The following is a 19,722-nucleotide window of genomic DNA, read 5'->3' as shown; positions in this document are numbered from 1 at the left end:
CGTAGCGTTCCGCAGGAAAGTCCAAAATCTAAAATTGTCTGGCTTTTAGGGCGAAATTGTTGGATCTGGAATTAGTGTGGGTGTGCTATCAATCGGCGGATTATTATTTGGATTATTGTTTTCTGTCTCTGGAGTTGGAGTTAGTGTGGGAAATGGTAATGGTGTTTCTGTGGGAAATGGTAACGGTGTTTCTGTAGGAATTGGTAGCGGTGTTTCTGTAGGAATTGGTAATGGTGTTTCTGTGGGAGTTGGCGTTGGGGTTGGCGTAAAAGTAAGTGTGGGTATCGGTTGGATAACTTTTTGTAATCCAACATTGAGATTATAATTACTTTCGGCAACTTCTGGAGGCAGAGTTAACTCAATAGTGTATACGCCAGGAACGAGCAATGTACCATCATAAGATGTAACTCGCAGAGCATTATTATCAATTGGTTGTTGATTGGGATTTAAAAGTGTTAGCAAAACACTGCTTCCTGGCTCAAGAAATGCACTTAACTTGGCTCCCTGCTGGGCAACAAAAGTATAGCGGATGATTTGATTTGTTTTGAGAGTACCTTCAGTTGTGGTAGCGTTAAATGCTCCCAGATTTAAACGCTTAGTAGAAATAACAGGTTGCTCTTGAGTAGGTGTGGGTGTGGGTGTAGATGTGAATGTAGTGCCACCAGAAATCACTGGTGAAGGAAAATTTTGGGGAAGGGTCTGTTCTGGTGTTGCTTTTGACTGACTGCGAATCGAACTTACTAGTGCCCAAGAACCAAATCCCGCTAAGATAACCACAGCACCACCAATTGCAGCGATCGCTAACGGATTATCCAAGACTGAGCTAGTCTGACTTGGTGGAATCACGGGAGCAGGTTTTTTTGGCGAAGCTGCTGGTGACACCAAATCAGGGCGACGGCCAACAGCCATTGTCTGCAAGTGGGAAAAATCAGGGCTAGGGGCACTAGGTTGCTGCAAAGATTGTAATGCTTGGGATACATCAGCAGCAGTTTGGTAGCGATCGCTAGGAATATGATTTAACATTCGATGCAAAACCTGAGCAAATTGTGGATTTACTTTTACCCACTGCTGCCAATCCCAAGTTAATTGGTTTTCATCAAATAAATCTCTTGGTTCCCTACCAGTCAGCAAAACAATCGCACTCACCGCTAATGCATACAAATCACTACTAGGGTAAGCTCCTCCTGTTTGTACTTGTTCGCTCGGAGAGTAGCCTAATTTTCCCACACTAGTTACTGGCATTGGGCTATCTGGCGATTGTAAACGCGTTGCGAGTTCTTTCACCACTCCAAAGTCAATTAACACAGGCTTACCATCGCTATCTCGCAAAATAATATTTTCTGGCGAGATATCGCGGTGAATAATCCCTCGGCTATGAATATGCTCTAAAACAGGCAACAAAGACTGAATTAACCCAAATACTTCTGCTTCAGTGAAAGTTTGACCCACAGCTTGCTTTTCGGTCAACAGAGTTCGGTACGTCTGACCTGCAACGTAGTCCTCCACCAAAAACAAGCGATGGTCTTGCTCAAATCTTTCCCGGAATTTCGGCACTTGTGGGTGTTCGATTTGATATAAAATAGCAGCCTCTCGGTGAAAAAGCTCTTGTGCCTTCTCCCAAGCCGAAGCCTCCATTGCTGTTGAAATCAATTCCTTGATCGCGCAAAGTTCGTTAAAGCGCCTCTGGTCTTCTGCCAAATAGGTTCTACCAAATCCCCCCTGTCCGAGAATTTGAATTATCCGGTAACGGTTTTGCAAGACAGTGCCAACTGTAATGGGTGATTGCATGATCCAATAATTGAGTGTAATGGCAACTGAGAAGTAAGTCACCGACAAAGATTAAGTCTAAGTGGCAACGGACAGTTACATGCAGCGATATTTTAACTTACCAAAACGGCTTTTTCGTTGACTGTTGACTGTTGACTGATAACCGTCAACCGTCAACCGTCAACCGTTAACGTAATAATTTCGCTAAATACGGATATTCTCGGTTTTTATTGTGTTAATTAGAACTTAAAATTAAATATGTCAGATTATTTATTTGCCGTTAAAATCGTAGAATATAATAAGATACGCCCTAAACACTTAGTCACAAGCCTTCTTCTGTCTCTGAACAAATTTCAATATCACTTAAGTTGTCAATGCTTTGCTCTCAGTTATAAATGAGGTAGTTAGAACAATCTATCTATCACACCAATCTTTGAGAGATTTTGGTTATTTACCGCAAAGCCAAAAAATTCCACTAGTATATCTAGTGGGCTAACTTGACTTAATGCCAGTTAAGGTATCAATAGTTTGTTGACCAAGAAGATTAGACAATTACCAAATGATAATTTTATGGAAAAATGTTTAAATTTTGTATTGAAGCTTCAATAAAACTCACAGATGTTTTTTTAGGCTATTTCTTGGTTAAATCTATAAAATCTCTAATGATAATATTGCTATGAATGCACATCGAGGATCTGCTGTGCTCAGTTCTGCAACTTTCAAAGTGGAAGCATCTGCAACAGGAATGACTGATAATCATCGCCTGCGGCTGTTTTCTGGTTCTGCCAATCTCCAAGTCTCTCAAGAAGTCGCTCGTTACTTGGGCATGGACTTGGGGCCAATGATCCGCAAAAGATTTGCGGATGGAGAACTTTACGTTCAAATCCAAGAATCGATTCGGGGTTGTGATGTCTATTTAATTCAGCCATGTTGTCAACCCGTCAACGATCACTTGATGGAATTATTGATTATGGTTGACGCTTGTCGTCGAGCTTCTGCACGACAAGTAACGGCTGTAATTCCTTACTATGGCTACGCCCGCGCCGATCGCAAAACCGCAGGACGAGAATCAATAACCGCCAAGCTAGTTGCTAACTTGATCGTCCAAGCAGGTGCCAACCGTGTTCTAGCAATGGATTTGCACTCGGCTCAAATTCAGGGCTATTTCGACATACCCTTCGACCATGTTTACGGTTCACCAGTATTATTAGATTATCTGGCAAGCAAAGAACTGCCCGACCTTGTGGTTGTTTCCCCAGACGTTGGCGGTGTTGCACGAGCCAGAGCATTTGCCAAAAAACTCAATGATGCCCCACTAGCAATTATTGACAAACGTCGTCAGGCACACAATGTAGCAGAAGTGTTAAATGTGATTGGCGATGTTAAAGGTAAAACCGCAGTCTTGGTGGATGATATGATCGACACCGGCGGTACAATTGCTGAAGGAGCGCGACTATTACGTGAAGAAGGAGCGCGTCAGGTATACGCCTGTGCCACTCATGCAGTGTTCTCTCCACCTGCTGTGGAACGGTTATCCAGTGGCTTGTTTGAAGAAGTCATCGTCACAAACACAATTCCCATACCAGAAAGCAATCGCTTTCCACAACTAGTGGTGCTGTCAGTGGCTAATCTCTTAGGAGAAACTATCTGGCGAATTCATGAAGATACGTCAGTCAGCAGCATGTTCCGCTAGTCAATAAGAGACTGTCATTACTTTTAGAGGCTGAAGAATGAAGTTTTTAGACTTCATTCTTCAGCCTTGATTTTTTATTTATACGAATTCAAAAGAAGAAAGCTACAGATTCTCAAAAAGTAATGGAATCTCAGTCTAAAATTGAAGTGTCTATTAAGCTTGCTATGACATTATCATGAACAGCGAACAAGTAACAGTGGAATCTTTGTACACTGTCACTGATGAAGAATTAATGTCGATGAGTTCGCAAAACCCAGAACTGCGGTTTGAACGCAATGCTAATGGAAATTTAGAAACTATGCCTCCAACTGGTGGAATTTCTGGTAATCGAGAAATAAAAGCAGGAGCCTATCTGTTGAATTGGGTAGAAAGTCAAGATTTAGGTGAAGTTTTTAGCTCAAGTACAGGTTTTAGATTAGCAAATACGGCAGTGCGATGCCCTGATGCTGCTTTTGTTGCTAAAGGACGTTTACCAGAAGGTTGGGACGAGCAAGAGGACAAATTTATTAACTTAGCACCGGATTTTGTGATTGAAATTCGTTCTAAAAATGACAGCTTGGCAAAGCTCAAAACCAAAATGGAAGAATATATTGCTAATGGCGTTCAATTAGGATGGTTAATTGACACCAAAAATCAGCAAGCTTTAGTTTATCGTCGAGACGATTCAATTACTCAATATCCAGCTACAGCAACCTTAAGTGGAGAAGATATTGTGCCCGGTTTTATGTTGCCTTTAAAAAAATTATTGTAGCACGCGAATGACATTAAGATAAGCTCATCCACTCCTAAAAGCGGATGAAATTTCATGTTGACGGTTAGCAGTTATCAGTCAACAGTCAACAGTAAATCGCCTTGTTATATATAGCCAATCTCAAACACATGAACAATCAGGTTAGCCAATACTGGTTAAGCTATAAAGAAAAAGTTAGCAAGTGGTTTCCAGAACATTACAAGCTCAACCCCCCAGTAAGTGAAGATGAAATTTCTCATCTGGAAACGGTACTTGGTTATGAAATCCCAGAAGATATGAAAACTTTGTATCGAATCAACAATGGAGAGTCAGACGAAGGGTTGGGCATTTTTTATGGCTTAAGATTTATACCACTTAATGAGGTGGAGCAATGTTGGTTAGGTTGGAAAAAAATCATTGAAGATGGTATAGAAGATTTCAATGAATTTTGTACATCTAATCCAGAAGGAGTTATCCAATCCGTCTATGCAAACGAGAAATGGATACCTCTAATGGATGATTCTGGGGGGTGTCATATTGGCATTGATTTAGCACCTGGTTTTAAGGGATGTATTGGCCAAATCATCAATTTTGGTAGAGATGAAGATGATAAATACGTGCTAGCTCCTAATTTAGCAGAGTTGTTGAAACTGCTAGATACAAAATTTGAGGGAAATCTGCAAATACCCTGCGAACAGGATGATGGCATCGACATATTTTCACTTAACCAAGGACATTTAATAGATGAGTTAAAAGAAATTGTTAAAAATCAACAAACTACTAGCTGAAGCTTTTTCACAAAATCTCTGATTTTTCTATATTTGTATCTAGTTAAATTAGCTTGCAAGTTCAATTTTATTCTTTGTTAATTGGGTATCTCCTGGAGAATTTATGGGTTTAATGAGAAAGTTGACAGTGGGATTGTTGACTTTTGGGACAGTAATCACTGGAGTATTACCTGTAATGGCTCGTCCGGCGACCTTAACGAGTAGAAGTAATCTGCGAACAGATGCATCTTTGACCGCATCGTTAGAAGAAATTTTGCCATCAGGGGCTAATGTGGAGGTTTTGAATATTACGGTGGGTAATGATGGCGAGTACTGGTACTATGTGCAACCAAAGGTGGAAGGAACCCTAAGCGGTTGGGTACGCAGCGATTTAGTCAGGTTTGAGGTGAGCAACAAGCGTTATGCAACCATCGCAGGGAAGCGCGGCTATAAAATTAACGTCCGTTCGTCTCCCAACTTAAAAAGCAAGGTTCTGTACAACGCACTGTCAGGTGATTTGGTGACGGTTGAAGATTTGTATAAACAGCCGGGTCAATATCGTTGGTATCGCATTAAGTTCCCAAGTAATGTTATTGGTTGGGTGCGAGAAGATCTACTATCGATATGGCCCCAAGGATGTATTATTACTTGTCCTGAGATTTAGGCGATCGCAGTTCGGCAAAAAGCATAATTTTAAATTTTTTATATTTGCTCAACAGATTGCTGTGATTTAAGTTGAGAAGCTATTAAGGGAACTTTTGGTGCGAGAAAAAACCCAATCAAACTAGCAAACAGGATTGGCGTAAAAGGACTAAAATTAGTCAATTTTGATAGCAACAAAGTTGTACTTATGGGTGTGCGTGTCACTGCTGCATTAATAGCTGCCATTGTACAGATCATAGCTAGTGCAGGATTCAAGCCCGGAATTAAAATTGCAATTGCTTTACCAATACAAGCACCAGTAAAAAATAAGGGAATAATGAAACCACCACGCCACCCACCAGTAACTGTGATGCTGATGGATGCCATTTTACCCAAGGCTAAAATTAACAAAAAAACAAGTGGAAAATTAGTAGTTAGGACTGATTCTAATTCTTCATGTCCAAAAAAGCGGGTTAGAGGTAAGAAGGCTGCCAAAGTACCTAAGCCTAATCCTGCTAATGTGGTGCGTACATAAACCGGGCCGGGAACCATCGCAAAAAGCCTGTCACAGCCGCGAAAAATGGCCATAAAAATCCAACCTGCAACTGCGCCGATGATTCCGAACAGGATAGCCAAAGCAAAATCATCGATGTTCTCTAAATGGTATTGGGGAAAATGCCAGGTGGGGGCAATTCCCAAACGGGTGATGAAGGCAAATACTAAGTAACTAGCGCAACTAGAAATGATCGCTGGCATTAAAGCTTCGTAGTATTCGACGATATGCTGATGGTGAAGAATTTCTAGGGCAAACATCGCCCCACCTAATGGTGCGCCAAACAAGGCGGTAAACCCAGCCGCCATTGCTGCTAAACTCGTGGTTCTGAGGTCTTCGCCCTGGAGGCGGAGGCGATCGCCTATCCATGTACCAAAAGATCCTGTAACCTGTACTAATGGCGCTTCCGGCCCTGCACTACCCCCAGCAGCGATACTCACCAAAGAAGCGAGAATCATCGCCGGATTTTTTCGTGCATCCAAACGTCCGCCACGAAAATGGATATTATCGACAATAACGGCAATTTCCCCAGGATTGCCTAAAAAATGAATTACCAAACCAACAATTAATCCAGCTATAGGCATAACTATTAGCAGACTCACACCCCCAAATCTTTCGAGTTGGTGAGTCATCAGTTCCAGAATATTCCAGTACAAACTAGCAAATAGACCACAAACTGTCCCCACTACTACCCAGCGTAAAACCCACCGTGAAATGAAAAGAGGATTACGTCTTACCAGTCCAAAAAGTTGTAAAAACTTCCAGCGTTGAGTTTGGTTTATAGGAGTACGGTTATTTGGTAGCACTGCTGATTTCCTAACTGAAAAAATTAAATGTCACAGATTTTTGACATTTATTATAGTAATGTAACCTGAGTTCAAAAGGTAGAAACACAAAAAAATATTAAAAATTATATCGTTATACTTTTAGATAGACAGCATTTATAACTTTACTACATCGCCAGATAGATAAATTTTTGATGCCAATTTATTAAATTGACTCAAGGAGATGATATTTCAAGTAGGAGTTAATTTGATAATGCCAGACAATCCTGGATTAGGAGAACAGGCGCTGAATAAAGCGGCAGAAATAGGATTATCTAGCCAGTTAGATGAAGTAGAAAATTTAGATGTTAATATCAAAACCGATCCACTGAAAGTGGTTCAGGGACAAGTAGATGCAGTCACAATTGAAGGCGAAGGTTTAGTAATGCAGAAAGACCTCCGGATGGAGGAACTTGAAATGCAAATGACTAGTGTTGCCATCAATCCTCTGAGTGTAGCTTTTGGCAAAATTGAACTGACAAAACCTACTGAAGCTAATACACGAGTTGTTTTAACGGAAGCTGATATCAATCGCGCCTTCAACTCTGAATATGTGCGATCGCAATTACAAAATCAAAAAATAAGCGTTAACGGACAACAGACGACTATTGAACCTCAACATGTAGACTTTCGACTACCTGGTGATGGAAAAGTAGCGCTAAATGCCAGCGTCAAATTAGTAGAAACAGGCGACAATCAGCAAGTTGCCTTTTCAGCAGTACCTTCAATCAGTGCTAATGGAAAAAGTGTTTCTCTGGAAAATGTTGAGTATGGTGAAAGTGAAGAAATATCGCCAGATTTGACAAAAGCTTTGATAGATCAAACCAGCGAAATTTTGAATTTGAGTAACTTTGATTTGGAGGGGATGAACCTGCAAGTTAATCAACTAAAAGTAGAAGTAGGTAAACTAACCCTGCAAGCCCAAGCTTATGTAGAACAAATTCCTTCTGGTTAGAAATAGACACTCATAACAATTCAAAATTCAAAATAACGCTCGCAGACACGGCTTAGCTGCGCTAACAAAATTCACGCATTAAAGACAGTTTCAGACCGGGCTTAAATCCCCTGTAGACGTAGGGGTATTAAACCCTTTATTTGCAATAAATTCAGGACACTAATAATGGAAACTACAGAAACAACTCAAGCAAATTCAACACCTTTTCCAAACATCCCACCAGTTATTGAAAGTAACGATAGTGATTATCGCGATCCTGGCGTACCTAGCACTGTTGCGATCGCCGGGCATCCCTTACACCCCTTGAGTGTGATTTTCCCCATCGCCTTTTTAGCCTTAGCTTTGGGAACCGATTTCGGCTACTGGTTAACTCGTGATTTCTTCTGGGCTAGGGCTTCGATATGGCTAATCGGACTCGGATTAGCTGGAGGTTTGATTGCAGCTGCAATCGGTCTGAGTGACTTTTTGAAAATCGAACGAGTCCGCAAGCGTACTGCCGGTTGGGTGCACTTGATACTTAACGTTTCTATCCTGGTTTTAACACTCTTCAACTTCCTCCTACGTTTGGGCGACCCTGAAGCCCGAATACTACCTTGGGGATTGGTTCTCTCCTTGATTGTTGGTACATTGACTAGCGCTTCCGGTTGGTTCGGTGCTGAACTCTCTTATCGCCACAAAATCGGTGTAGTCGGTGCCGGCAGTCGAAGATATCCATAATCACGGAAGGGACTGGCGATTGGGTATGTTTCAGTAGATTTAATAAAGTTTTTGGCTATTTAGTAGATATCTTCTCCAACTCATACTATACAGCCCTAGTCCCTAATCCCCAGTCCCCAATCCCCAGTACCCAGTCCCTTCTACAAAGGCTAAAATTTTGCTTAGTCTTCTGAAGTTTCAAAAAATGCGCCGGAATCAAAATCAAACAATATATATTGTTCTTTCTATACTCATCGTTGTACCGATGGGTTTTTTCTTTAAGTATTACACTGGTCCTGGCTATAAGTGGTTTAATGACTACGGAGGAGATATACTTTACGAAATATTTTGGTGTCTGTTTGGATTTTGGTTTTTTAGAAGTCGAACAGCGGTAATCCAAATTCCGATATGGGTTTTTGTCATCACCTGTATAATAGAATTTTTGCAACTTTGGCATTTGCCACTATTAGACGAGATTCGCGCCACCTTCATAGGTAAATTGTTACTTGGTACTACCTTTGTTTGGTGGGATTTTCCTCATTACCTATTGGGTTGTATTTTAGGTTGGTTCTGGCTGCAACAATTACAAAAAATTGGTTATGCAAAAAAAAGTCAAGGTAAAACCTAACTCTAAACAGCAAAAAATATTAGAACAAGCTGATAATAGCCTGATTGTATATTTAAAATCGCCCCCAGTTGATGGCAAGGCTAATGAAGAGTTAATTGAGCTTCTAGCAGAGAAATTTGGTGTAGCCAAATCTGATATCACAATTAAGTCTGGTTTGTCCTCTCGACAAAAGCTGATTGAAATTGACATGGCTATCTAGTGCTGACTATTTTATCTTTACCGATTCACTGCTTGGTAAAACTTCATGTAATGTTATGTATCACTGGATGCGACCAGAAATCGAGAGGCACAGGCTTGTAAAATAGAATTTTTAAAATTCTATATCTTTGGGTATATCGTTAATAGTAATATACCTGGGCTGAGCTTTGACTCTTTTTATCCAAGCTTGGATAGCAGGAAATTGTGTTAAATCAAATCCTCCTTCATCAGCTACATGAGTATAAGCGAACAAAGCTATGTCAGCGATGGTGTAACGTTCTCCTACAAAAAAAGTTTCATAAGTTAAGTGTTTTTCCATCAAGTTAAGTGCTGCATAACCTGGTTCGCGTTTTTGCTTTAAAGCTTCACTATATTCTTCAGCTTTACCTAAAATAGAAATCCAAAATCTTGATGGGGCAATAAAAGGTTGATGGCTATACTGTTCAAAAAATAACCATTGGAGGACTTGCGATCGCAAAAAGCGATCATAGGGTAAAAATTCTGTACCTTCACTTAGATAAACCAAGATAGCATTTGACTCTGCCAGATATTTTCCTGGCTCAATTTCCAGAACTGGAATCTTGCCGTTGGGATTTTTGCTTAAAAATTCTGGTGTTCGAGTCTCGCCTTTTAAGATATTAACCTCTACCCTCTCAAAAGGCATACCTAGTTGTGTCAATAAAAGACGTATCTTATAAGCATTACCAGAAGGTAAAAAATCGTACAAACGCAGTAGTTCCATGCTAAAATACAGTAATGAATGTGTTGATAACTAAGGGTTCAAAATACAATATCTTACCAAAATATTTTACAAAAACCGGATAATTTCTTTTATATTTAACTTCTTGCTCGTTCAGATAAAATCATCCCCAAAAATAAAAAAAGTATTATTTATTTCAACATTGAGATGTTTAATTTAGTTAGCAGTCGGGAATAAAAGTATGTGTGGAAGATTTACTCTAAACCAGTCACTAGAAGCTCTAGCTAAAACTTTCGATGTTCAACAACTTCCGGATTTAGCAGCCGAATATAACATTGCACCTACGCAAAAAGTAGCTACGGTGTTACAAAATTCTGAAAGCAAAAAGCGTGAATTTCAGCAGTTGCATTGGGGATTAATTCCCTCATGGGCAAAAGATCCCGGAATGGGGGCAAAATTGATCAACGCCAGGGCGGAAACCGTTGCCGAAAAACCTGCTTTTCGGTCAGCTTTTAAGCATCGACGCTGTTTAGTGCTAGCTGATGGCTTTTATGAATGGCAACGTCAACAAGGCAAGAAGCAGCCATTTTATTTTCGTCTCCAAGATGGAAAACCCTTCGCTTTTGCAGGTTTGTGGGAGAGATGGCACTCGCCTGCCAAGGAGGAAATAATTTCTTGTACAATTTTGACAACATCAGCTAACGAATTACTCCAACCCATCCATGAGCGGATGCCAGTGATTCTAGAGTCGCAAGATTACGATTTATGGCTAGATTCCCAAGTGCAAACGCCCCAAACCCTACAACAGCTATTGCGTCCCTATCCAGCCCCAGCCATGACTGCCTATCCAGTCAGTACCATAGTAAACAACTCTCGGCACAATAGCCCGGAATGCATCACGCCGATTAGTGGAGACTAGGGACTGGGGACTAGGACTGTATACTATGGACTAGAGAAGAGTTTTCGTAACCCCCAGTTCCCAATACCCAGAGACAAGTATGCCAAGAACGCAAAAAAACGATAACTTTGTTGACAAATCCTTTACAGTGATGGCGGATATCATCCTGAAGATCCTGCCAGCCAACAAAAAAGCTAAAGAAGCCTTTGTGTATTATCGAGATGGCATGTCAGCCCAAGCAGAAGGAGAATATGCTGAGGCATTGGAATATTATGAAGAAGCTCTAACACTAGAGGAAGATACCAACGATCGCGGCTATATTCTCTACAATATGGGGCTAATCTATGCCAGCAACGGCGACCACAACAAAGCTTTAGAACTGTATCACCAAGCAATTGAGTTAAACCCACGCCTACCCCAAGCTTTGAACAACATCGCTGTGATTTATCACTACCAAGGCGAAAAAGCCAAAGAAGCTGGAGATAACGACGGTGGCGAAGCACTGTTTGACCAAGCCGCAGACTATTGGATTCGAGCTATTCGTATGGCTCCCAATAACTACATTGAAGCCCAAAACTGGTTGAAAACCACAGGGCGATCGCAAATTGACGTATTCTTCTAGTCATTAGTCATTAGTCATTGGTCATTAGTCATTAGTCCTTTGCAAATGCCCAATGACTAATAATCAATGCCCCATGCCCCATACTTCGGCTACGCTCAGTACAAGTGCCCCATGCCCAATAACAATTTATGATTGACCAAGAACAAGTCCACAAAGTAGCTAATCTTGCTCGTTTAGAGTTAACTCCGGAAGAAGAAGAACAATTTACCAATCAATTGGGAAGCATTCTCGATTATATTCAACAACTCAATGAACTCGATGTTAGTGATGTGCCTCCAACAACACGGGCAATAGATGTAAGTAATGTTACGCGAGAAGATGAGTTGCAACCCTATCCTGACCGTGAAAGCATCCTCAACAGCGCCCCCGAACAAGAAGGCGAATTTTTCAAAGTACCAAAAATCCTCAACGCTGAATAGTCTAAAGCTATTCTGATTTCTGAGTCCTGGTGTATAAGTTAATATTATTCAGCGATCGCAAAAAAACGTTGATCTTGCCAAAATCGCCGTGATAAAGTACAAATACTGAAATCTACGACACACCAATAGTGTCTAAGTAAATTAATAGAGTTATGAAATTATTTTTCACAAGCAGTTAGGTGTTTCCTTTTTGCCACCTAATTTTTGAAGATTAATTTTATAGCTCTATATCAACTTGGATTTGTATGAGCCAATGTGTTGGTTTGGCTATTAATTATGTGAATCCTGTACAGAGCAATTCTGACACTAGGGATTGACATGTTTAACTAGCAAACTATTAGCACAGAAACGTGATTCATACATATTTCGTTTGCTTGTTGGGTTCCTAATCAATACTTGTCGGTTAAGGGGAAAAGGGGAAGGGGAAAGGGGGAAAGAAAAAACCTTTAACCTTTACCCGGTTGGTGAGCTTGTCGAACCATTAACCTTTTACCCAAATCCAATGCCGAGTTAAAAATGCACAAAGCGAGCAGTATTGGGTTCCTAATGCTAGTAGGGCACTCATTGTCACAACAATTTCACAGCAAACAAATTCAATTTATGAATACAACGCTCTCGTGACTCAAACATTTTAAAAAGCTATTGGTTGTCACAAAAATAAGTAGATGTTGTATTTGTGTGTGAGGAATAAATATGAATCACGAGCAATTAAGATCCATTGCGAGAGCCAGTTTATTGTGCTTAGTTACAGGTTCAATTTCACTGGAAGTATATCCTACACTTGCCAATCCTGCTGAGACGCAGCCTAATTTTAGTATTGATAATCAATCCCCAAAAACTGATGCCATTGGTCAAGTAAACTCTGTATCTCGATTATCTGATGTTAAACCAACAGACTGGGCTTTTCAGGCATTACAATCTGTAGTAGAACGTTATGGTTGCATTGCCGGATATCCTGACAGCACATACAGAGGAAATCGTGCATTAACTCGTTACGAATTTGCTGCTGGTTTGAATGCTTGCCTAGACAGAATCAACGAAAGGATTGCTTCCACTACTGGTGATTTAGTTACTAAAGAAGATTTAGTAACTCTGCAAAAACTCCAAGAAGAATTTGCAGCAGAACTAGCAACATTACGGGGCCGTGTAGATGCTTTAGAAGGTCGCACAGCTACCCTAGAAAAGCAACAGTTTTCTACCACCACTAAACTTAATGGTGAAGCGATTTTATCTTTAGCAGCAGCCACAGGTGGAGAACCAGGTAGTGAAGATGCCAATGTTGTCTTTAATAATCGTGTGAGGCTAAATCTCACCAGTAGCTTTAACGGCACTGACTTATTAATTATTGGACTCCAAGCTTATAACTTTAGAGCTACTGATTCACTTTATAGTCGGGGCACGATTCAAGGACAATTATTGCCAAATTCGAGTTTGTTGGGTGCAGGTTCAACTAAGTTAAGCTTTGAGCCAGAATTTCCTGGTTTTAGTCCTCAGACATTGCAAGCTGATGGCGGAGTCAATTCAGTTAGTCTTTACAAGCTAGCGTATGTCTTACCCTTGTCCCAACAATTTGCCGTATTTGCCGCCACAAATGCAGAGATTACAGATGTGTTTCCTGCCATCACCCCCTACGCCAGCGATAGCCAAGGAGCAATTTCTCGATTTGCAGGCTACAACGCTGCTGTACGAATTACTGGGGGTACTTCTGGGAGTGGTTTACTTGCAGGCGCTGGTTTTTTGTGGAATCCTTCAAAACAAGTAGGACTTGGAGTTATATATGGTAACGGTACATCACCCTTGCCCCAAGATCTCGGTCTTTTGAACACACCTTTGGGGGGAGGTTTCTTTAGCGGCACAGGAGCACTTGCAGCACAACTTACCTTAAAACCAATTTCAAATCTGGATATTGGAATCAACTATGCACACAGTTACCACGAAATCAACATTTTGGGTACAGGTCTGAGTAGCGCTGATATTGCTTCAATTCGGTTTGCTCCCAACGCAGCACAGCTGGGACAGGTGGGTGGTAATGCCACATTAGCAATTCTCAACGAGCCTATCAACGTTGATTCTGTTGGTGCGACAGCAACCTGGCGATTTACACCTCAAACATCTTTGTCAATATCGGGTGCTTTGCTTTTCGCCAATTTGTCAAATGTAAATGCTTCTACAACCTTTAGTAGCTGGTCAGCCGGGTTGCATGTTAGAGACATCTTCGGTAAAGGAAACGCAGCCGCAGTGATTTTCGGACAGCCGCTTTATCGACAGTCTACCGGCGGAATTGCTATCCGTCTTGAAGATACGACTCCTTATCATTTAGAAACTTTCTTTAACTACAGGGTTAATGACAATATCAGTATTACCCCTGGGGTATTTTGGCTATTCAACCCCGAAGGATTTAGCGCCAACGACACAGCAGTTGTAGGCGTACTTCGTACCACTTTGACTTTCTAGTACGGCTATTGGGCATGGGGCACTTGTACTGAGCGTAGCCGAAGTATGGGGCAAGGGGCAAAGGGCAAGGGGCAAAGGGGAAAAGAAAGATCCCTTCCCTCCTTTTCCCTTTTCCCTTGGCGAAGCCATCTCCCCACACTCTCCGCACTTCCCCATCTCTTCATCCCCCCATCTACCCACCCCCCTCAAACTAAAGAGAAAGGTCTTCTGGAATTTCTACGGTTATAACTGAAGCCAAGAGTAGGATACACTGGCTTTTGAATACACCAAAAGTTCGTCAGCGAGTTGATTTGCCGCTGGTGCTTCCTCCCTAGTATCCTACGCTTTTTCTTGTATGAAACTTACTCAAATCTACGGTAAGTCCGCCCAAGAAGGTTTTTTTGCATCTACTAAAGACTGCCACTGTTTTGGGTCTATAGCTTTAGAATATTTACAAGCTTTAATTACAAATTAGCTCTCTCTAGAAAAACCGCTATTTTTGCTGTCTCAGCTTGCATCCTACCTGTTGCTATCTCAATTTGTGTAGCTTAGCCAACCAGCGAATTCAGTTAATATTAAGCCTGTTTTACTATTTAGTTTCTTACCCTGACCATTAGACTCCTAGTGTTCATTTCATTTTGTTCAATAGCTTTTAGCCCTTATCGCTCCCATGCTGACCCATCACCGCAAACCCGTGTGCTTATCAATTATTTCTACTGACCTACCAATCTGGTCTGTTGTTGAAACTGCCGGCACATTGTATCAAAAAGATACTGACCGGTTTCATTTACTGTTGACTGCACCGCCCCTAATTACTTGCGAAGTCGAGAGTGTCCTCAGTCCAGAGGACGCTTCTCCTCAAAATAAGAGCAAAGCCTATGCTCCTAGCAGTCCCAGAATTTTGTGGTTGGAGATTTCCCCATATCGGGTAATTATGACTATGCAAGGTAACGCCCAAGTGAGTTATCGTCACTTCTGGGAACAGGGTGTTTATGGTATAAGTCGTTATTGGTTGCCAACTGAGTCGTTGCAATCTAACGATCCGATTCGTTTACGAAATTTTACTAGTAGTCTAGCTCTCAACGCACATCCTTTACCAGAGCATTTGCGACTGGAATATGAGTTGTGGGCAGAAAAAATCCAATTAGGACGCTACATCCTGAATTTGGAAATTAAGCACTGATATCTGGGAACTGGGGGCTGGGGAGTAGCGACTGGGAATAGAGGCGTAGAGGACAGAATTCCTAACTCGTAACTCCTCAGTCAATAGTCAACAGTCAACACTCCCAATGTCCCCCTTTCAACCAAAATAACTGGGTTGGTTTCCAGGTTTCCATTTAATGTTGCAACCAACACTCGGCTTTTGCTCAGTCGCAACAGGTTTATCCGCTAACACTGCTTCAATAGCTGCACGTAAATCTGCACCTGTTACAGGTTTACCATTACTAGGACGACTATCATCTAATTGTCCCCGATAAACAAGTTGGCGGGAGCCATCAAATAGAAAAAAATCTGGTGTGCAAGCAGCTGTGTAAGCTTTTGCCGTTTCCTGGCTTTCGTCGTAGCATAACGTAAAAGTAAATCCTTGTTCTGTGGCAAATGCTTTTAAGGACTCTGGCGCATCATCTGGATAATTCTTCGCATCGTTAGCGCTGATAGCAACGATCGCTAAATCACTTGTAAAATAATCTTTTCCTAACTGCACTAATTGTTGTTGCACATGCTTGACAAATGGGCAATGCCGACAAATGAACATTACCAACAGCGCTTTTTTATCTGCAAATGTAGCAAGTGAAGTTGCCTTTCCAGATACAACTTCCGGTAGATTAAAATCTGGTGCTTTGGTGCCTAATGGCAACATTGTTGAAGCTGTTAAAGCCATATTTAACCCGATATTTTTACCCTGATAAATGCTTTTGTTATCAGTATGTTTTCAACATATCATTAAAATTTTCCATAAATTTAAGATACGGGAAAATTTTGAAATTTGACTAAATATTAAGGCTTTCAGCCGTTGTTTTTCGTGCTAGCGATCGCAACTACTTGCCCTCGCTCTTAAGTCTACCTAAAACAAAAGTAAATGAGCGGCAGAGTAAAAGCTGATTTTGGCGGATTATATTCCCCAGGATAAATTAAAGGCTAGTAAGGATTCTGGAAAACTTTTTGGTCTGTTACTACATTTACTCCCTTAATTGTCAATAAAAATTTTTATTTATTAACTAAATATTTTAGTAATTAATTAATCTTAATTGAATTATTAAAACATAAATAAGATCATAGTAAAAAAAAGAACATGTATTATACTAAACTTCATTAATCTTATCTACTAAAAAGCAGGTACAGCAACTGTTTTGCGTAGTTTTTGAAGACAAACTTCCCCAAATTAAAGCTGGGAGAGTATTAAAGATTATTGTCGAGCAAATGTCAAAGCGATCGCTAATGATTCAGGAATTGTCCAAGTAGGGAATGTAATTAATTTCAACAATCCAGGAGGCATTCTGATATGCAGTTAGAAAATGTAGTTGAGCCATTTGGTGAAGTGAATGTCTACAAGCAAAAAAACGCTGAATTGAACATTGTTGCCACAATTCTCACTGTTCCCGATCTTGAGGGAGTGCGAATGGGTTTAGCCCTGGATGGTTCGGCATCAATGAAAAAAATGTATGGAGTTAGCGGTATCGTTGGTGGGGCTTTTGCTCAAGCAGCTAGTAGTCTCAACTTTGTTGAACCAGTTGCTCGCACAATGGTGGATTTTTTATCCAACTTTTCCTCCAATGGCAAAGTTGATTTAATTTATTGGGCTTGCAGTCCAGGTGGAGCAGCAATAGAAGAATTAGGAGAATTTGACAGCCAAAATATCAACAACATGGTAGTTAAAGGCCCCAAAAAATGGGGAACAGGTACTAAATTATTGCCACCATTGCAACATTTTATTGATAAATTCAAAAATGCTCCAGCACTGGGAGTCAAACAACCCGCTGCGATGTCTGTCTTTGTTACTGATGGAATTATTGAAGATTTACCAGCAGTGAAACAATACTGCATTCAGTATGCTCAAGAAATCGCCCAAGCACAAAAACCATTTATCAAATTGTTCCTCATCGGTATCGGTGATGAAGTAGATGAAGGACAAATGAATGAACTCGACGATATGTTTGAAAATAATCCGATCAAAGATAGCACAGGACTAAATATTGACCTTTGGGATCATCAATTAGCCAATGATATGAACAAACTAGAACAAGTCTTTAAAGAACTTGTTTCCGAAGACATGATTGTTCTGGGTTCTGGGCGGATATTTAACCAAGCAGGAAAACTTTGCCGTGATTATGCTGATGGGGTTCCCGCCTTACTCAAATTTACTCTGCCTGCTGGCTCAACTGCCTTCACCTTGGAATTTACTGGAGGAAGCATCACTCAAGACATTTCAGAAGCACTATCACAACCATAAATTAGGTGAATGACAGTCCAAGGAGTAGATAAAGTATGCCTAGACATAACTCTGATTCATCAAACGAACAAAAAAGCCACCAACTACCTAGCAGTATGGTTGCTAAAGAGTTTGGAGAAGTGAATGTTCGCAATACAGGTCAAGAACTGCAAATTTTGTTCACGATTCTGATGGAACCCCAAGGAGAAGAAGCTGAAGGCTGGCAAACAGGCGTTGCCTTGGATGCGAGTGCATCTATGAAGGACTTTTATGGGCGAAAGTTAGAAGGAAAAATTCCCCCTGATGTCAGTGAAGAATACGAAAAAAAGGGTTGGTTAGAATCTCGAATTGAAGAAGGAAGGCGTGTTAAATCCTTTCAAAAAGCAGCCTATGAAGATGCTATTCAAAGAGGATATCTGCGTCAAAGCCCAAATATCGTACAACCTCTTGCTCAACAATTTATAGCCTATTTGGCAGAGAATTTAGATGCTCATGGTGGTACTACAGTTATTTATTGGGCATGTGGTTTTGGTTCAGAAATTGAAGTTTTAGGAGACTTTTCCGAGGCTGAATGTCGTACCCTTGATGTTATTGGGCCGAAAAGCATTAATTTTGGCAACAGCACTATACTTGCCCCTGCGGTTAAATACTTTACGGAACGGTTTGTAGATGCGAAGCGAGGTATGTTTATTTTCATTACCGATGGTCGCGTTTATGATTTGGAAGCAGTTAAACAATATACAACCCAACTGGCAAAAGATATTGCATCTGGTAAGCGTCATCCAGTTAAATTCGTTTTGATAGGAGTAGGGGATCAAATTGACAAGAGTCAATTAGAAGAATTAGACGATTTTAATACCGACACCGATGTTGATATTTGGGATTATAAAATAGCCAAAGAAATGGCATCATTAGTGCAAATTTTTGCCGAGGTAGTCGATGAAAATCAAATAGTAGCACCAATTGGTACTATTTATGATTCTGCTGGAAATGTGATTAAAAAATACACAGATGGATTACCAGCAAAAGTATCTATATCTATGCCTCCCCAGTCTCAATGGTTTGAAATAGAAGTCTACGGTCAAAGGATTCGTCAATCGATAGTTCTCCCTAAAGTTTAAAAGTAGGAAGGTAATCATGGAAGATAACGATGAAATCTATGTGATGGCCGATCCAAATTCTCCTCAAGTGACTCCTGTTCCACCGCCTCCTGTTCCACCCCAAAGAAAACTTGCTGGTAAAACCCTATGGTTATTAGGAGGATTAATAGCGATCGCCACAGGTATATTAGCCTATTTTTTAGTAAATAAAACACCTGTCGCCGAGCAAAAGCCTGCCCAAATAACTATTGCTCCACAGGGAGCAAGAAATTTGAATCCGTCAACAAATCCCCCATCACCCCAAGTTTTGGCTGCAACACAAAAGCAAAAATTAATAATTAATTTTGGCCTCAACAGGGCAGAATTAATGCCAGCAGACATATCAAAGATTCAATCTTTATGGTCTAACGCTAAGGGGAAAAATGGCACAGTCATCATTACAGGACACACCGATAATTTAGGTGCTGAATTATATAATCAAAACCTTTCCCAAAAACGGGCCCAAAAAGCGGCTGAGATTCTGCAAAACCTTGGCATAGATAATAGCTATCAACTCCAAGTTAAAGGATTTGGTGAGACTCAACCCCTAGCTAACAACAGTACAGCACAAGGTAGAGCTTTAAATCGACGTGTGGAAGTTTATTTGACTGTGCAAAATTAATATTTT

At 40.7% G+C, this 19,722-nt stretch carries 20 protein-coding genes; 16 read left to right on the top strand and 4 right to left on the bottom strand.

From position 1 onward, the window contains the following. Positions 1–45 precede the first annotated feature (45 nt). The gene (locus ACM0OY_RS14945; protein ID WP_414569627.1) at positions 46–1,788 is read right to left on the bottom strand and encodes a protein kinase domain-containing protein; all 1,743 of its coding nucleotides are present in this window, start codon (positions 1,786–1,788) and stop codon (positions 46–48) included. Between the two features lie 655 nt (positions 1,789–2,443). On the opposite strand from ACM0OY_RS14945, the gene ACM0OY_RS14940 reads away from it, so the two are divergent. The 4 genes from ACM0OY_RS14940 (at position 2,444) to ACM0OY_RS14925 (ending at position 5,621) form a co-directional block, all read left to right on the top strand. Then, on the top strand, positions 2,444–3,460 hold the full coding sequence (locus tag ACM0OY_RS14940) for a ribose-phosphate pyrophosphokinase (protein ID WP_414569626.1): 1,017 nt from the start codon (positions 2,444–2,446) through the stop codon (positions 3,458–3,460). Between the two features lie 175 nt (positions 3,461–3,635). After that, positions 3,636–4,211, top strand: a complete 576-nt coding sequence (locus ACM0OY_RS14935) for a Uma2 family endonuclease (RefSeq protein WP_414569625.1) — start codon at positions 3,636–3,638, stop codon at positions 4,209–4,211. Between the two features lie 128 nt (positions 4,212–4,339). Next, positions 4,340–4,978, top strand: coding sequence for an SMI1/KNR4 family protein (locus ACM0OY_RS14930; RefSeq protein WP_414569624.1), 639 nt, complete (start codon positions 4,340–4,342; stop codon positions 4,976–4,978). 112 nt (positions 4,979–5,090) lie between these two features. Further along, positions 5,091–5,621 (top strand): SH3 domain-containing protein, encoded by a 531-nt coding sequence (locus tag ACM0OY_RS14925; RefSeq protein WP_414569623.1) that lies wholly within the window; start codon positions 5,091–5,093, stop codon positions 5,619–5,621. Positions 5,622–5,659: 38 nt separating this feature from the next. Here the strand turns inward: ACM0OY_RS14925 and ACM0OY_RS14920 are convergent, their stop codons facing one another. After that, complete coding sequence (locus ACM0OY_RS14920; protein ID WP_414569622.1) at positions 5,660–6,958, bottom strand: chloride channel protein; 1,299 nt, start codon at positions 6,956–6,958, stop codon at positions 5,660–5,662. Positions 6,959–7,190: 232 nt separating this feature from the next. On the opposite strand from ACM0OY_RS14920, the gene ACM0OY_RS14915 reads away from it, so the two are divergent. From ACM0OY_RS14915 to ACM0OY_RS14900, 4 genes are all read left to right on the top strand, one after another. After that, positions 7,191–7,931 (top strand): DUF2993 domain-containing protein, encoded by a 741-nt coding sequence (locus tag ACM0OY_RS14915; protein ID WP_414569621.1) that lies wholly within the window; start codon positions 7,191–7,193, stop codon positions 7,929–7,931. Positions 7,932–8,096: 165 nt separating this feature from the next. Then, positions 8,097–8,648, top strand: coding sequence for a DUF2231 domain-containing protein (locus ACM0OY_RS14910; RefSeq protein WP_414569620.1), 552 nt, complete (start codon positions 8,097–8,099; stop codon positions 8,646–8,648). A gap of 184 nt (positions 8,649–8,832) precedes the next feature. After that, on the top strand, positions 8,833–9,255 hold the full coding sequence (locus ACM0OY_RS14905) for a DUF2809 domain-containing protein (protein WP_414569619.1): 423 nt from the start codon (positions 8,833–8,835) through the stop codon (positions 9,253–9,255). Next, on the top strand, positions 9,227–9,454 hold the full coding sequence (locus tag ACM0OY_RS14900; RefSeq protein WP_414569618.1) for a DUF167 domain-containing protein: 228 nt from the start codon (positions 9,227–9,229) through the stop codon (positions 9,452–9,454). The genes ACM0OY_RS14905 and ACM0OY_RS14900 overlap by 29 nt, the downstream gene beginning before the upstream one ends. 111 nt (positions 9,455–9,565) lie before the next feature. On the opposite strand, the gene ACM0OY_RS14895 is transcribed toward ACM0OY_RS14900, so the two are convergent. Further along, a complete protein-coding gene (locus ACM0OY_RS14895; RefSeq protein WP_414569617.1) occupies positions 9,566–10,195 on the bottom strand; it encodes a glutathione S-transferase family protein in 630 nt (209 codons plus the stop codon). Between the two features lie 199 nt (positions 10,196–10,394). Between ACM0OY_RS14895 and ACM0OY_RS14890 the strand changes: the two genes are divergently transcribed. The 5 genes from ACM0OY_RS14890 (at position 10,395) to ACM0OY_RS14870 (ending at position 15,708) form a co-directional block, all read left to right on the top strand. Continuing rightward, positions 10,395–11,072, top strand: coding sequence for an SOS response-associated peptidase (locus ACM0OY_RS14890; protein WP_414569616.1), 678 nt, complete (start codon positions 10,395–10,397; stop codon positions 11,070–11,072). Positions 11,073–11,151: 79 nt separating this feature from the next. After that, positions 11,152–11,673: a photosystem I assembly protein Ycf3 gene (locus ACM0OY_RS14885; protein WP_414569615.1), complete on the top strand. Its 522-nt coding sequence runs from the start codon at positions 11,152–11,154 to the stop codon at positions 11,671–11,673. Positions 11,674–11,801: 128 nt separating this feature from the next. Beyond that, entirely contained in the window at positions 11,802–12,092 is a 291-nt protein-coding gene (gatC, locus tag ACM0OY_RS14880) for an Asp-tRNA(Asn)/Glu-tRNA(Gln) amidotransferase subunit GatC (RefSeq protein ID WP_414569614.1), read from the top strand. A gap of 693 nt (positions 12,093–12,785) precedes the next feature. After that, a complete protein-coding gene (locus ACM0OY_RS14875; RefSeq protein ID WP_414569613.1) occupies positions 12,786–14,546 on the top strand; it encodes an iron uptake porin in 1,761 nt (586 codons plus the stop codon). A 649-nt stretch (positions 14,547–15,195) separates the two neighbouring features. After that, positions 15,196–15,708 carry a hypothetical protein gene (locus tag ACM0OY_RS14870; protein ID WP_414569612.1) on the top strand — a complete coding sequence of 171 codons (513 nt, stop codon included), beginning with the start codon at positions 15,196–15,198 and terminating at the stop codon, positions 15,706–15,708. Positions 15,709–15,825: 117 nt separating this feature from the next. Here the strand turns inward: ACM0OY_RS14870 and ACM0OY_RS14865 are convergent, their stop codons facing one another. Continuing rightward, a complete protein-coding gene (locus ACM0OY_RS14865) occupies positions 15,826–16,407 on the bottom strand; it encodes a thioredoxin family protein (RefSeq protein WP_414569611.1) in 582 nt (193 codons plus the stop codon). Positions 16,408–17,028: 621 nt separating this feature from the next. Here ACM0OY_RS14865 and ACM0OY_RS14860 point away from each other — a divergent pair. From ACM0OY_RS14860 to ACM0OY_RS14850, 3 genes are read left to right on the top strand one after another with little or no spacing between them, the layout of a single operon-like run. Further along, on the top strand, positions 17,029–17,976 hold the full coding sequence (locus ACM0OY_RS14860; protein WP_414569610.1) for a vWA domain-containing protein: 948 nt from the start codon (positions 17,029–17,031) through the stop codon (positions 17,974–17,976). A 35-nt stretch (positions 17,977–18,011) separates the two neighbouring features. After that, positions 18,012–19,076: a vWA domain-containing protein gene (locus tag ACM0OY_RS14855; RefSeq protein WP_414569609.1), complete on the top strand. Its 1,065-nt coding sequence runs from the start codon at positions 18,012–18,014 to the stop codon at positions 19,074–19,076. 16 nt (positions 19,077–19,092) lie between these two features. Then, the gene (locus tag ACM0OY_RS14850; protein WP_414569608.1) at positions 19,093–19,716 is read left to right on the top strand and encodes an OmpA family protein; all 624 of its coding nucleotides are present in this window, start codon (positions 19,093–19,095) and stop codon (positions 19,714–19,716) included. Positions 19,717–19,722: the final 6 nt, after the last annotated feature.

This window comes from Nostoc sp. CCY 9925 (genome assembly GCF_963920935.1).
Classification (GTDB): Bacteria; Cyanobacteriota; Cyanobacteriia; order Cyanobacteriales; family Nostocaceae; genus Nostoc.
The sequence above is the reverse complement of the archived record's forward strand: the minus strand, read 5'-3'. Positions and strand labels throughout refer to the sequence as shown.

Coding starts and splice junctions, on each gene's coding strand:
- ACM0OY_RS14945 (WP_414569627.1), bottom strand. CDS start 1,788: ATGCAATCACCCATTACAGTTGGCACTGTCTTGCAAAACCGTTACCGG.
- ACM0OY_RS14940 (WP_414569626.1), top strand. CDS start 2,444: ATGAATGCACATCGAGGATCTGCTGTGCTCAGTTCTGCAACTTTCAAA.
- ACM0OY_RS14935 (WP_414569625.1), top strand. CDS start 3,636: ATGAACAGCGAACAAGTAACAGTGGAATCTTTGTACACTGTCACTGAT.
- ACM0OY_RS14930 (WP_414569624.1), top strand. CDS start 4,340: ATGAACAATCAGGTTAGCCAATACTGGTTAAGCTATAAAGAAAAAGTT.
- ACM0OY_RS14925 (WP_414569623.1), top strand. CDS start 5,091: ATGAGAAAGTTGACAGTGGGATTGTTGACTTTTGGGACAGTAATCACT.
- ACM0OY_RS14915 (WP_414569621.1), top strand. CDS start 7,191: ATGCCAGACAATCCTGGATTAGGAGAACAGGCGCTGAATAAAGCGGCA.
- ACM0OY_RS14910 (WP_414569620.1), top strand. CDS start 8,097: ATGGAAACTACAGAAACAACTCAAGCAAATTCAACACCTTTTCCAAAC.
- ACM0OY_RS14905 (WP_414569619.1), top strand. CDS start 8,833: ATGCGCCGGAATCAAAATCAAACAATATATATTGTTCTTTCTATACTC.
- ACM0OY_RS14900 (WP_414569618.1), top strand. CDS start 9,227: ATGCAAAAAAAAGTCAAGGTAAAACCTAACTCTAAACAGCAAAAAATA.
- ACM0OY_RS14895 (WP_414569617.1), bottom strand. CDS start 10,195: ATGGAACTACTGCGTTTGTACGATTTTTTACCTTCTGGTAATGCTTAT.
- ACM0OY_RS14890 (WP_414569616.1), top strand. CDS start 10,395: ATGTGTGGAAGATTTACTCTAAACCAGTCACTAGAAGCTCTAGCTAAA.
- ACM0OY_RS14885 (WP_414569615.1), top strand. CDS start 11,152: ATGCCAAGAACGCAAAAAAACGATAACTTTGTTGACAAATCCTTTACA.
- gatC (WP_414569614.1), top strand. CDS start 11,802: ATGATTGACCAAGAACAAGTCCACAAAGTAGCTAATCTTGCTCGTTTA.
- ACM0OY_RS14875 (WP_414569613.1), top strand. CDS start 12,786: ATGAATCACGAGCAATTAAGATCCATTGCGAGAGCCAGTTTATTGTGC.
- ACM0OY_RS14870 (WP_414569612.1), top strand. CDS start 15,196: ATGCTGACCCATCACCGCAAACCCGTGTGCTTATCAATTATTTCTACT.
- ACM0OY_RS14865 (WP_414569611.1), bottom strand. CDS start 16,407: ATGGCTTTAACAGCTTCAACAATGTTGCCATTAGGCACCAAAGCACCA.
- ACM0OY_RS14860 (WP_414569610.1), top strand. CDS start 17,029: ATGCAGTTAGAAAATGTAGTTGAGCCATTTGGTGAAGTGAATGTCTAC.
- ACM0OY_RS14855 (WP_414569609.1), top strand. CDS start 18,012: ATGCCTAGACATAACTCTGATTCATCAAACGAACAAAAAAGCCACCAA.
- ACM0OY_RS14850 (WP_414569608.1), top strand. CDS start 19,093: ATGGAAGATAACGATGAAATCTATGTGATGGCCGATCCAAATTCTCCT.